Origin of the sequence: Caballeronia sp. RCC_10 (genome assembly GCF_041360715.1) — a bacterium.
Taxonomy (GTDB): Bacteria; Pseudomonadota; Gammaproteobacteria; order Burkholderiales; family Burkholderiaceae; genus Caballeronia; species Caballeronia grimmiae.
Genome location: NZ_JBFUPT010000058.1, coordinates 1 through 13,932, shown reverse-complemented (window position 1 = coordinate 13,932; position 13,932 = coordinate 1). Strand labels below are relative to the sequence as shown.

Sequence of the window (13,932 nt, the reverse complement as noted above, 5' to 3'; positions counted from 1 at the left end):
CTTCAACACATATTGTTTCGAGCGAGCTTACGTCCACGCCTGTCGCACGCGTCGAAAACGCCTTGTGCAGACGCTCCTTAACCAATCGATTCGGGCTTGCTCTAAGCATCGCTTAATCTAATTGGTATATGATCGCGCGCGCCTAGAAGGGGTCGTTCTTGAGCCTGTGCTTATGCTCCCTCAGGTGTTCGGGACCGTATCGTGATGTCACGCAAACCCGAATTCACACGCATGATGGCGGCCGCCACACCGCTTGACGAACACTCCCGGACGGGGATTCGAATGAACGCCATATCGGAAGAAAAAGATACGCTCACCGACAGTGAGATCCAATTGATGGTGCGGGTCGTCACTGCCTTGCGGGAAGGAGAGGCTGTACCGGAGTTGCCAGCCGACTGGACCGGCAGCAAAGGACAGCTCGCAGCGCAACTGAACATGCTGGCTGACCAATGCATGCATCAGGCGCTCGCGTTCGGACGTGCCGCCGGGAATACGACAGCACGCGCAGGCAGTGTGCCGAGGGTCGAAGAAGAAGGGCGGAGCGGCTTCTGGCTGCAACAGGCCCGTCAGTTCAACGCATTGATAGCAGAGACTGATAGTGCAAGCGCGTGTACCCGGGAAATCTACAGCTCGCTCGTCGCTCTGAGAAAGGGAGAGGCCGCCGCGCTTCCCGCCGACTGGCATGGTCTGCATGGCAAGCTCGCGGACGTCTTCAACGATGTCCTCGATCAGAATATCCGCATGTCTGACGAGCTCGCGCGACTCAGCCGGGCCGTCGGAAAGGAAGGTCGCATTCACGAGCGTGCCACATTGCCCGATCCCCGCGGTTTCTGGCGGCGCTCGATCGACGCGGTCAATTCGCTGATCGTCGATCTGGTCCACCCAACCAGCGAAGTGGCACGCGTCATCGGCGCGGTGGCGCAGGGCGATCTCAGCAAGAGCATGGCGCTCGAAGCGGACGGACGGGCGCTCGAAGGCGAATTTCTGCGCACGGCGAAGATCATTAACCGAATGGTGGAGCAACTCGGCACGTTTGCGGCGGAGGTCACGCGCGTCGCGCGCGAGGTCGGCACCGAAGGCGAACTCGGCGGTCAGGCGGACGTGCAGGGCGTCGCCGGCACATGGAAAGACCTGACCGATTCCGTGAACTCAATGGCCGGAAACCTGACGAGCCAGGTGCGAAACATCGCGGAAGTGACCAAGGCGGTCGCGGCGGGCGACTTGTCCAAGAAAATCACCGTCGACGTCAAGGGCGAAATTCTTGAGTTGAAAAACACCATCAACACGATGGTCGATCAGTTGCGCTCGTTCGCCTCCGAGGTGACGCGGGTGGCGCGCGAGGTGGGCACCGAAGGCAAGCTCGGCGGCCAAGCGGATGTCAAGGGCGTCGCGGGAACGTGGAAGGACCTGACCGACAACGTCAACTTCATGGCGGGCAATCTGACGAGCCAGGTGCGCAATATCGCAGAAGTCACGACGGCCGTGGCGGCCGGCGACCTTTCGAAGAAAATCACCGTCGATGTGAAGGGTGAAATCCTCGAACTGAAGAACACCATCAACACGATGGTCGATCAGTTGAGATCCTTTGCTTCGGAAGTGACACGCGTGGCGCGCGAAGTCGGTACGGAAGGCAAGCTCGGCGGCCAGGCCGACGTGAAAGGTGTCGCCGGAACGTGGAAGGACCTGACTGACTCCGTCAACTCGATGGGCAGTAACCTGACTGCTCAGGTGCGCAACATCGCGGACGTGACTACCGCCGTGGCCGCCGGCGATCTCTCGAAGAAGATCACGGTCGACGTGAAAGGCGAAATCCTTGAACTGAAGAACACCATCAATACGATGGTTGACCAGTTGAGCTCGTTCGCGTCGGAAGTGACACGCGTCGCGCGCGAAGTCGGGACTGAAGGCAAGCTGGGTGGTCAGGCCGATGTGCAGGGCGTAGCCGGAACGTGGAAGGACCTCACCGATTCGGTGAATTCAATGGGCGGCAATCTGACCGCGCAGGTGCGTAACATTGCCGAGGTGACCACCGCTGTCGCTGCGGGCGACCTCTCGAAGAAGATTACGGTGGACGTCAAGGGCGAAATCCTCGAGCTCAAGAACACGATCAACACGATGGTCGACCAGTTGCGCTCGTTCGCCTCGGAAGTGACACGTGTCGCGCGAGAGGTCGGCACGGAAGGCAAGCTCGGCGGTCAGGCCAACGTGCAAGGGGTGGCGGGAACATGGAAGGACTTGACCGACTCGGTCAACTCGATGGGCAGCAACTTGACTGCGCAGGTGCGCAACATCGCGGACGTGACGACGGCGGTCGCCGCGGGCGATCTTTCGAAGAAGATCACCGTCGATGTGAAGGGTGAAATCCTCGAACTCAAGAACACGATCAACACGATGGTGGATCAGTTGCGCTCATTCGCCTCGGAGGTGACGCGGGTAGCGCGCGAGGTTGGCACCGAAGGGAAGCTTGGCGGACAGGCCGACGTGCAGGGTGTCGCCGGAACCTGGAAGGATCTTACCGACAACGTGAATTTCATGGCCGGCAACCTGACGAGCCAGGTGCGCAACATTGCCGACGTGACCAAGGCGGTCGCGGCGGGCGACCTCTCGAAGAAGATCACGGTTGACGTCAAGGGCGAGATTCTCGAACTGAAAAATACGATCAACACGATGGTCGATCAGCTCGGCTCATTCGCCTCCGAAGTGACGCGCGTCGCGCGCGAGGTCGGCACGCTCGGCAAGCTCGGTGGACAGGCGGACGTGCAGGGCGTCGCGGGCACCTGGATCTGACCGATTCGGTGAACTTCATGGCCGGCAATCTGACGAGCCAGGTTCGCAACATCGCGGACGTGACGAAAGCGGTCGCGGCAGGCGACCTTTCGAAGAAGATCACAGTCGACGTGAAGGGCGAGATTCTCGAGCTGAAGAACACCATCAACACGATGGTGGATCAGTTGCGTTCGTTCGCGTCGGAGGTGACGCGGGTCGCGCGGGAGGTCGGTACGGAAGGCAAACTTGGCGGTCAGGCGGACGTCCAGGGTGTCGCGGGCACCTGGAAGGATCTGACCGACAACGTCAATTTCATGGCCGGCAACCTGACGAGCCAAGTCCGCGGCATCGCACGAGTCGTAACCGCAGTGGCGAACGGCGATTTGGACCGCAAGCTCACCGTGGAGGCGAAAGGCGAAATCGCGGCGCTCGCCGATACTATCAACGGCATGACGGACACGCTCGCTACCTTTGCTGACCAGGTGACAACCGTCGCGCGGGAAGTGGGTGTCGAAGGCAAACTCGGCGGGCAGGCGAAGGTGCCGGGCGCGGCCGGCACGTGGAAGGGATTGACCGAGAACGTCAATCAGCTCGCCGCCAACCTGACGACGCAAGTGCGCGCGATCGCCGAAGTGGCGACCGCCGTGACGCAAGGCGACCTGACGCGCTCGATCACTGTCGAGGCGCTCGGCGAAGTCGCCGCGCTCAAGGATACGATCAACGAGATGATCCGTAACCTGAAGGACACCACGGAGCTCAACACTGAGCAGGACTGGCTCAAGACCAATCTTGCGAAGTTCAGCCGCATGCTGCAGGGGCAGAAAGATCTCGTCGCGGTGGGCCAACTCATTCTCTCGGAACTCGCGCCGGTCGTCGGGGTGCAGCAGGCTGAATTTTTCGTTTTCGATACCATCGATCAGGCCGCTTCCCTAAGGCTCGTCGCGAGCTACGCTTCAGACGGCCATAACGCGCACGGCAAGCGCGTCCAGCTCGGAGAAGGGCTCGTCGGTCAGTGCGCGTTCGAGAAGCGCAAAATTCTCCTCGCGCCTTCGGCGTCCGTCGACTACCGGATCGAATCGGGCCTGCTCCGTGTAATGCCGCAAAACGTCCTCGTGATGCCGATCGTTTTCGAGGGGCAGGTCAAGGGCGTGATCGAGCTCGCCTCTCTCGAGTGCTTCAACTCGACCCACCTGGCGTTTCTCGACCAGCTGACCGAAAGTATCGGCATCGTCATCAACACGATCGAAGCCAACACGCGTACCGAAGATCTGCTCAAGCAGTCGCAGTCGCTCGCGCATGAGTTGCAGAGCCGGCAGGAAGAACTCCAGCAGACGAACGAGGAACTGCAGGAGAAGGCAAGGCTGCTCGCGCATCAGAATCACGAAGTGGAGCGCAAAAACTCGGAAGTTGAACAGGCGCGTCAGGCGCTCGAAGACAAAGCCAAGCAGCTTGCGCTGACGTCAAAGTACAAGTCGGAGTTTCTCGCCAACATGTCGCATGAGTTGCGCACCCCTCTCAATAGCCTGCTCATCTTGTCGGACCAGCTCTGCAAGAATTCCGACGGCAACTTGTCCACCAGGCAGATCGAATATTCGCGAACGATTCATGCCTCGGGGAACGACCTGCTGCTGCTGATCAACGACATTCTGGACCTTTCGAAGATCGAGTCGGGAACGGTTGTCCTCGACGTTCACGAGCATCGTCTCCTCGACCTGACGACGTACGTCGAACGCACTTTCCGTCACATCGCAGAGGCGCGCAACGTCGATTTCGTCATTCATCTCGGCAGCGATGTGCCGGTTTCGATCGTGACCGACCTCAAGCGGTTGCAACAGATCCTGAAGAACCTATTGTCCAACGCATTCAAGTTCACGCATCAAGGCCGAGTTTCGCTGTCGATAGACGACGTGCACGCCGGATGGAGTGAGGACAATGCCACGCTGAACAGCGCGGGAAGTGTGATCGCATTCTCTGTTCACGACACAGGCATCGGAATTTCAGCGGACAAACAGCAGATCGTATTCGAGGCTTTCCAGCAGGCCGACGGCAGCACCAGCCGCAAGTATGGCGGCACCGGGTTGGGACTGGCGATCAGCCGCGAGTTGTCGAAACTGCTGGGCGGGGAGATCCGGCTGAGCAGCATGCCGAACGAGGGGAGCACGTTCACGCTCTTTTTACCATGCGCGAACGACCTCGGAAAACCGGGGCGCAGAAAGCCGGCCAGCCGAGAACAGACGCGGGCCATTGCTTTGGACGGCGCCTCGGACGGCGCCTCGTCCTTGAGCGACGGCTTTGTAGCCCTGGCGACGCAATCCGATCTGGTTGCCGAGGTCGCGCACGAAGTGTCGAGCGCATACATCGTCGATGACCGGGACAACATCGTTCCCGGCGAACGAGTCGTGCTGATTGTCGAGAACGATCCGGCTTTCGCTCGCGTGCTGGTCGATGCGACGCGCCAGCGCGGATTTAAAGCCCTGACGACCGCGCTGGGTGCTTCCGCCCTGACGCTCGCCGACCAGTACAAGCCTGATCTTCTGACGCTAGATCTGTATTTGCCCGATATGGACGGCTGGCGGATTCTCGCGCGGCTGAAAAACGACATGTCTACGCGGCATATTCCCGTGTGCGTCATCTCGACCGATGAATCGCGCGAGCGCGCGCTTCGCTCCGGCGCTTTCGCGTTTTTGCCCAAGCCCGTCGAATCGCTCGCCATTCTGGATCGCGCGCTAGCATCCATGGGCCGATACATCGAAGCGGAGCAGCGCGCGATCCTCGTAGCCATCCCGCCGGGAGCGGAGCGGGAGTTGCTTTGCGGCGCGTTGCAAGGCATGCACGTCCGTGGGATATTTGCCGATTCGCACGATGCCCTGGTGCAAGAACTGTCGTCGCAGGCCGTCGATGCGCTCGTGCTCGCCGATGACTTGCCTGGCGTTTCCCCGGAGCTGATCGAAACCACGCTCGTCGCTCGGGACTGCTTCGCGCCGCTTCCGGTGGTCGTGAGCGCGGCCGGCGATAGTCCGCCAAAACGCTGGGAACGCGTCCGGGAACGCTTCTTCGTGCAACACGCACCGACCGGCGACCGGCTTCTGGATTTAAGCGTCGCCGCGCTTCACCTCGATACAAAGCGGCTCCCCGCACAGTCCAGGACCGTACTGAACGCGTTACATGCATCGCAGCGCGCGTTGCAAGGGGTCAAGGCACTGATCGTCGATGACGACATGCGCAACATCTTCGCGCTCGCGACGATCATGGAAGACCTCGGCATGCGGCATGTCTGGGCCGACAACGGGCGCGATGCGATACGGCAGGTCGAGTCGGATCACGAAATCGACATCGTCATGATGGACGTTATGATGCCCGAGATGGACGGCTTGACCACGATGCGCGAGATTCGCAAGCGACCGGTCGGCAAGACGTTGCCGATCATCGCAGTGACGGCCAAAGCGATGAAAGGCGATCGCGAGAAGTGCATTGAGGCCGGCGCGTGGGACTATCTCTCGAAGCCGGTCAACCGGGATGATCTGGTCGCCGTGCTCCATGCGTGGCTGCATCGCTAGGAGCAGCTATGGCCACGTTCGATGTCTCCGTTGAAGACAAAGTGAAGATCCTGGTGGTGGATGATCTGCCGAGCCAGCACATGGTCCTGCGCTCGGTGCTCGACGGACCCGACCAGGAAGTCGTCAGCGTGTCGTCTGGGCGGGAGGCGCTCAAGGCAGTGCTGCAAGAGGAGTTCGCGGTCATCCTGCTCGACGTGAACATGCCCGACATGAATGGCTTCGAGACGGCCAGCATGCTGCGCTCCTACCGCCCGACGGCATCGACTCCAATCATCTTCGTCACCGCCTACGCCGACGATGCCGAGATGGCGAGAGGTTATTCCCTCGGGGCGGTCAATTACATTTCGTCGCCTGTTGTGCCGGAGATTCTCAGTGCGAAGGTCCGCGTGTTCGTGCAGATGTTTTGCATGAACCGCGAACTGCGAGTCCGAGCAGAGCAGCGGGAAGCGCTCGCGCGGGCAGAAGCACAGCGCGCATCCGCCGATGAGGCTCGCCAGCGCGCCGATTTTCTGTCGCATGTGAGTCATCTGCTCACGCGCTCGTTGGATGTCCAGACAACGCTTAACCGAATTTTGGAAACCTCGGTACCGGCGTTGGCGGATCTCGCATGCATGTACCTCGAAGTGGACGGGGACGTGACGCCACCGACATCGTTGCGCTACGGCCCCGCCGTGCGTGCCCTGATCGATCCGGCGCGCGGGCAGGAGATCGACGCAATCGCGCCGCTCGGGCGATTTTATGAGCTCGCGAAGCAGACTCTGGATAGAGGCGAAAGCCTCGTATGCCGAAGCGAGGCGGAGCGCGTCTTTGGGTGGCCCGCCGGTGGGGAAGATGAGCAACACTCCGTCAAGTTCGAAGAGCTTAGGTTCCATTTAGTGCTGAGCGGCGCGGAGCGCAAGGCAGTGCTTTGCTTCGGTGTTGTCCGCTGCGATGAAAGTCGCCAGCCAGCGCCCGTCGTCACCGAGTTCGTGAGCCGAGCCTCCATCGCGCTGGAGAACGCGTTTCTATTCTCTGCGTTGCGCGACGAGGACCGGCGCAAGAACGAATTCCTTGCGATGCTCGCCCATGAGCTGCGAAATCCGCTAGCGCCAATTTCAAACGCGGTGAGCGTGATGCGGAGCGCGGAGCCGGGCGATTCGAAGATGATGAAGTGGGCGACCCGGATCATTGGCAATCAACTCGGTCATATGGTGCGAATCGTCGACGACCTGCTTGATGTTTCACGAATCGCGCGCGGCACGGTAGCGCTCAAGCGGGAGCCGGTTCACTTGCGGACCGTTGTCGAACGCGCGATCGAAACGAGTCGGCCCCACTTCGCCAACCGCTCGCAGGCCTTCTCATGCGAGCAAAAAGAAGACGACGTAGTGATAGAAGGGGACGTCGTTCGCCTCACGCAGGTTGTCGCTAATCTATTGAACAATGCCTCTAAGTTCACGCCTCCCGGCGGGCATATCAGTCTTTCGACGGGTTTCTCCGGCGGAAGCGCAGTCGTCACGGTGATCGACGACGGCGAGGGAATCGACCCAAAGCTCCTTCCGCGCGTCTTCGATCTGTTCGCCCAGGGTGATAGCGCGCTCGATCGCGCACAGGGGGGATTGGGGATCGGGCTCACGCTTGCTCGCCATCTGACTGAACTGCACGGAGGCTCGATCCGTTGCTGGAGCAGGGGCCGCGGGCGAGGCGCGACGTTCACCGTGGAATTGCCGGCAGCTTGCGCAGCGGACAAGCCGACGCCCGTCGCCAATGTGTTGCCGCTGCGCCGCAAGCGGGACGTGCGGGTGCTCGTCGTGGACGATTCCATCGCTTCCACGGAGAGCCTCAAGATTTTTCTTGAATTACACGGCTACGAGGTGCAATGCACGCACGACGGCGTTTCCGCGTTGGCGCTTGCAAAAGAGTTCGAACCGCGGATTGCCATCCTTGACATTGGTCTTCCCGGGATGAATGGATATGAAGTCGCCAGGGCCATTCGTGCCGATGATTCCTTGCGCGACTGCCTGCTGATCGCCGTGAGCGGTTATGGTCAAGATGAAGATCGTCGGAAGTCGCGTTCGGCGGGGATCGATCATCACCTGATCAAGCCCGCCGATTTGACTTCGCTGGTAGAACTGATTTCGACACACATGATGCACGAAGGTACCGGTGCGGAGGATCAGGGGCGGCCGGCCTGAATTGGATGATCGTGGACCTGCAACCAGCAGCGTGCATTGTGGCGCGCGCTCCCTGAACCAGCGATGCTCGCAGCCGTCGATCTAGATCAGCTCGCCCAGGCACGATTGGCGTGCCCGCGGCTGATAGACGTTGGGCGGGCGCTCGATAAGCCTATGAGGTTGCTCACCTGCTCGTTGGTCTTGCCTTCGACTATGTGTCGCCGACAAAAGGTGTTCCTGAGCAAGCGCGGCTTCTCGTCGGCCTCAGCCAAGCCGCCTCGCTTAAGGGCTGCACGCACGCATTCGAGCATCTTGTCAGGCTGCATCGGTTTTCCTGCTGGGGTAGCGGTGAACAACCATTACGTCGCGCACCGTATGCGTCGCCGCGCGTCATGGTAGTCGCGTAGCACGTCGACGGCAAAATCATCGATGGACACTCGACGCGCGATGCGAGGCCCGTGCTTCTCCACGAAGACAGTGGGGCGGCCGCCGACTACTTCGAGATCATCGACCCTCAGTTGTCTCAACTCGGCCGCCGTCACTCCGGAGGCCAGAAAGAGCGCCACGATCGCCGTGTTCCGCAGTTCCTTGAACGCAGCGCCTCCCGTCGCAACGCAGACGGCCTGTAGGCGCGCATCGTCTTCTGATGACAGATAGATCGGCGTCGGTTCGTCCTCTGGCCAACTCCCGTTGAGTAGCATCTGCGCGGCCGGATTGGAAGGCAAGCACGTCGCCGCACTGGCGACGAAGCTCGCCGCTTGGATGACGCTCACGCTTCGACGTCGAGCTTCACTTCGTAGAGGGACTTGCCGTCGAGGTCGTGCAACGAGACCGTCAGCGCCCGGCTCGCGGGATCGATCTTCGCGCGGCCATAGAACTGCTGCAGGGCGGCTGGGGAGCGGTTCTGCGGATTGTCCTTCGGCACGCTGACATATCGCAGTTCCGGACCGAACGTCATGTCGAGATCGTTAGGGCCGAACGTGCCCGCGTTGATCGGCCCGCCCACGAATTCCCAGAACGGCTTGAAGTCCGTGAACCTGGCGCGCGACGGATCGTAGTGCGTCGCCTGCGCGTAGTGCACGTCCGCCGTGATCCACACGACGTTCTTGATATCTTCCCGCTTGATGAAGCGGAGGATGTCGGCGAGTTCCAGTTCGCGGCCGGACGGCGCGCCGTCGTCCGCGTTCGCCCAGGCCTCGAACGTGCCCTTTGGCACATCGGGGTTTCCATCGGGCACGACGAGCGAGATCGGCATGTCGCTGGCGATGATCTTCCAGGTCGCGCGCGACGCCTTGAGCGAAGCCTTCAGCCACGCGGTCTGCTGCGAGCCGAGGAACGCAGAGTCCGCATCGAGACGCGTCTGCCTGTTCGGCGAGTTCGCGCCGCGATACGAACGCTCGTCGAGCATGAACACATCGAGCAGCGGGCCGAACTGAAAGCCGCGATACACCTGTTCCGGATCGAGCTGATTGATGCGATACGGGTTGTATTCGAACATCGCCTGCTTCGCGCGCGCTTCGAGCAGGTTGATCGCACGCGTCTGATAACGCTTCTCTGCTTCGCCGATCACTTGTCCCGGATACCAGTTGTTACGCACTTCGTGATCGTCCCATTGCACGAGGAACGGCACTTCGGCTGCGAAGCGGCGCTTGTTTTTATCAAGCTGGTTGTAGGCAAATGCGGCGCGATAATCGTCGAGTGTCTGCGCGACATGCGACTTTCCTTCGGTGACGATGTTCGTCCAGATCGTGCCGTCGGGCAGTTTCACTTCCGGCTCGATCACGCTGTCCGCATAGATCTGATCGCCCTGATGGATGAAGAAGTCCGGCGCTTCGCGACGCATCGCTTCATAGATGCGATAGCCGCCGAAGCGCTCGTTGATGCCCCAGCCTTGCCCAGCTTCATCGCCGGAGAAGACGAAACAGATCAGCTTGTCCGCATCGATCGATGCCGTGCGCAGACGTCCCGTCACCGGTTCGCTAAAGGCTTTCCCATCGACGAGATCGGCGAAGCGCACGCGATAGTACACATCGGCGCCGGGGGGCAGGCCGGTCAGATCGACGCGCTGCGTAAAGCCGCTGCTTTCGAGCGCGGCCGGTCCGACGCGGCGCTGAAACGTCTTGAAGCTTTCGCTCGTCGAATACTCGACGATCATGCGCGCGGGCCGGTCGGTGCGGCTCCAGACGATGCCGCTCGTCGCGGTGACGTCGCCGCTCATTACGCCGCTGGGCAGTTGCGGACGCAACTTATCGGCGGTAACGACGGCGGGCGCGACGCCTTGCGCGAGGGCATCGGCAAGTCCCGCGCGCGTGAGCGCGAGCCCCGTGCCGGAAACGAGGCCCTTCAGCAAGGTGCGTCGGGACGGTTTGACGATGCGATCCGGCATGGCGAGCTTCCTTTGGAACTGAATGATGGGGTTGTTGTGCGCTGCGTCGAACCGGCGATGGTAGAGCGTAACCGTGTCGTTTTTGTTTCAACGCTTGCTTCGTTGCCTGCACCGTTGAGCGCGGCATCGTTCGGCTCAATGATCGACCACTCAAGGTCGTGATAGGCAAGCCGGCGATTTAAGCTGGTCTCAGCACCTCGCCGCGAAACCGGCGATACAAAAGGCGCCCAACCCAACGACGCGCTGCGCGTACTTCAAGTCCGCGGGAGAATAGAGATCGTCCCGGAACGGCGATGGGTCGGATCCCGCCTTTCGCGACGCGGCTAGCTCGGCCACCGTGGGGTTCTCGTTTTTCTTCAACGAAGCCAAGTCGCCACCGGTCTGCATTTGCTAACCGGGCCTACCATACTCGTCGTATCATCGCCGCTCGACGACGTAAGCAACGGTTCACCGCGAACTCGATGATTCACCGTAATGTCGATCGATCGGAAGCGCCGCGTCCGTGTTTTCGTTCAGCGTTTCTAGCAGCCGGTCCGCGCATGCATCACCTGCATGCCGGAAGGCTGGGGCAAGTGCTGAGCCTCGCCCACTGGGCCGTCGCGCTGCGCACAGGCGTGCTCACCGGCATGCTGGCCGTGCTGTTGAGCTTCGTGCCGGCGGTGAAGCGCATCTATGGCCTGAGCTTCGGCAATCCGCTGATGGCCGGACTGCTTACCGCGCTAGGCGATGTCTTCTCGCACCGCAGCCACTATCGCATCCCGTGGCTGAAGCACGTGTTGACCGGCTTGACGGCCGGCCTGCTCGCGCTCGCCGCTTCATATTTTCTTGAAGACCGTGGGCGCCGCGTCCGCGCGGCGTGGGCGCGGGAACTCCGATGACACAGGACGCGCGAGTCCATCGTTGCGCCGCGTCCGGCCCCGACTGGAGGTGCGACTCTGCGCGGCCACTTCTGTATGCCCGTGCCGCGCAGCCCCTCAGTCTGAATCCGCGGACAGCTCGATGCGCAGTTCACCTACCACCATCCCACGCCCTTAGGTGAGGTCGGACCGTCGATCCGGACAAGAGAAACGACGACTTGCGTCAATTCTGTCGCTGACAAACCAAGCAGCGCATCGTTGGCAGGAAGTACCAGTGTCCCATCTGAGTGATGTGTCGCCGCAGAGACTTCGAACGGGCCTACGGTCCCAACGAAGCGAGACTCAGTGCTAGCGTCTATATCACCGCTCGACGGCAAATTGACGTAGACGTTGTAGAAGTATCGCCTTGCTTTCCGAGAGCGGTCACTGCCGCGCTGTCGAGTACGATGTTCGCGTACTTGAACCGGCCGTTGACTTTTCGCTCAGCTTGAGTCTTCGAGTCCACCGGAAACGCCGAGGAGCTGCCCACTGTATCCTGAAGCGCCGTCGCGTCCGGTGACGACACAGAAATCAGTGCACTTACTGAATGGTGGTCGAGTGCAAGATTCGCAGCCCCGCCGAGCGAGCGCCTGTTAGCTTTGATTTGCCGCGGCGGTGTCCGTGGAAACTTAGCGACGGGCGGCCGCCCGTGCATCCGGGGAGCGTGTGCCTGCACCCGAATGACTTTGCCGAGCTGGGCGTTCGGTGGAAGCACCGTTGGCAACCGGGTATCCGCATACTGGTAGTTTAGCTGCGACGGTTCGTAGGTTCTTGACTTAGCCATGGTAAGTCCGGGCGCGTATGTGAACGATCCTTGCCAGTAAGCGCTACTCGGCGCTGGATACCTCGCCCTGGGCGTTCTCGCCCAGGCGTCAAGTAGCCGGTCCACGTTTGCTTGATCCAGAAAAAAGATGGGGTCCGTTGGTGACTGCATGTCGGCCATCCAGCCGCCGATGATGTCGTGAATGGGATTATGCGGCGCAGCCTCGAACGATGCCTCGTATGACCTTTGAGTGCCGCGTTGAAAGTTCGCGATTGTCCTCGCGAAGGGCGCCATTGTCAGCGCTCCACGTACATCCGTATTGACGCGCCCGCTGACAAACAACGGATTGCCCGTGGCACTGTCAGTAAATTCGCTCGGTATTGTCGGATAAGAGTAGTAGTCCCAGAAAGGCAAAGCAAGTGAGTTGTCGCCCGATACCGCTCTTAATTGCTGTTCAAAGCAATAAAGAAAGCCGCGATGCCATGCGAAAAAATACGGTTTGGTATGCGGACAGTATTTGACGTGTACGTTCACCCAGTACGCCCACGAGTTGGGCTTGTTTGGATTGCTCGCCGCTTTCATAACTTCCACGGCATTGAGAAACGACGCATATTGCGGCGTGGTTTTAAAAACCTGCCATTCCAGTCTCGTGCGGTCAACTGCTGCCGACCTGCTTAACGGGGACAACGACATCATTGTTGCAGCAGCTGATCCTTTCAGCAAGGTGCGGCGAGTCTCGTCGATTTTTGACACAGCGATACCTCTGACGTTTTCAGCGTTAGATATGCAATCCTTACGAAACGGCAAAGCGGCGCACGGACGTCTGATCCGGTGTGGTGTGTTAAGTGTTTAGCGACACCATATCCGATATCGGCTTCGACCGAATGCGGAACACGGGCTTTAACGTTAGGAGTCGCACATTTCTCGCAGGCATTGTCGCTAGCGTCGCTAACCGAAATGCAAGCGATTTCGGTGGTGGTGGCAGCGCCAAAACGAGTAGGCTATATCACCGTACTTCTGGATTTCGGAGCTTGAGTCGGGCATTAATGTATGCGAAAAACTCGAGCCGTTGACCGAGAACGGTCGGTGTTTGTGGGGCCCTCGGTTCTTGCTTGGTACCGCGCTCTGAGCGGCGTTGCTGCGCTAGTTCCAACTCCACGCGACGACCGCTCAATGCCTGATAGTTCGTATTATCAGGCATAGGTTTTTCCGAACTCAATTGCGACGATTCCGCGCAACGAATTTCTTTTCGGCTAAGTTAGGCGGTCCGGCCCCAATTGGTTTCACGGGAAACGTGGGCGGGCTCGGAACCCTATAAGTTAGCTGGCTAACTAAAAATGCTGCCGCTAAGTTCAAATGTCGGGGTTCCCGCTAAGTAGAGATGTCGGGTTTCGAACCAATGTTTCTGTTCAGG

4 protein-coding genes and 2 pseudogenes are annotated in these 13,932 nt (G+C 60.3%); 3 read left to right on the top strand and 3 right to left on the bottom strand.

The annotated features are described in order from the left end of the window. Positions 1 to 639 precede the first annotated feature (639 nt). Positions 640 to 6,323 (top strand): annotated as a pseudogene (locus AB6804_RS30535) (HAMP domain-containing protein); the annotation flags it as partial. 8 nt (positions 6,324 to 6,331) lie between these two features. Next, positions 6,332 to 8,494 carry a response regulator gene (locus AB6804_RS30530; protein ID WP_370889640.1) on the top strand — a complete coding sequence of 721 codons (2,163 nt, stop codon included), beginning with the start codon at positions 6,332 to 6,334 and terminating at the stop codon, positions 8,492 to 8,494. A gap of 338 nt (positions 8,495 to 8,832) precedes the next feature. On the opposite strand, the gene AB6804_RS30525 is transcribed toward AB6804_RS30530, so the two are convergent. Together AB6804_RS30525 and AB6804_RS30520 are read right to left on the bottom strand one after the other, a co-directional pair. Continuing rightward, a complete protein-coding gene (locus tag AB6804_RS30525) occupies positions 8,833 to 9,198 on the bottom strand; it encodes a hypothetical protein (RefSeq protein WP_370889639.1) in 366 nt (121 codons plus the stop codon). 44 nt (positions 9,199 to 9,242) lie between these two features. Next, on the bottom strand, positions 9,243 to 10,859 hold the full coding sequence (locus AB6804_RS30520; RefSeq protein WP_370889638.1) for an alkaline phosphatase: 1,617 nt from the start codon (positions 10,857 to 10,859) through the stop codon (positions 9,243 to 9,245). Between the two features lie 474 nt (positions 10,860 to 11,333). On the opposite strand from AB6804_RS30520, the pseudogene AB6804_RS30515 reads away from it, so the two are divergent. Then, positions 11,334 to 11,737: pseudogene (locus AB6804_RS30515) on the top strand (hypothetical protein). 334 nt (positions 11,738 to 12,071) lie between these two features. Here AB6804_RS30515 and AB6804_RS30510 read toward each other — a convergent pair. Further along, positions 12,072 to 13,271, bottom strand: coding sequence for a tyrosinase family protein (locus AB6804_RS30510; RefSeq protein WP_370889637.1), 1,200 nt, complete (start codon positions 13,269 to 13,271; stop codon positions 12,072 to 12,074). Between the last annotated feature and the right edge of the window lie 661 nt (positions 13,272 to 13,932).

Bases quoted from the DNA above. Each gene is read 5' to 3' on its own strand.
- AB6804_RS30530 (WP_370889640.1), top strand. From the start codon at position 6,332: ATGGCCACGTTCGATGTCTCCGTTGAAGACAAAGTGAAGATCCTGGTG.
- AB6804_RS30520 (WP_370889638.1), bottom strand. From the start codon at position 10,859: ATGCCGGATCGCATCGTCAAACCGTCCCGACGCACCTTGCTGAAGGGC.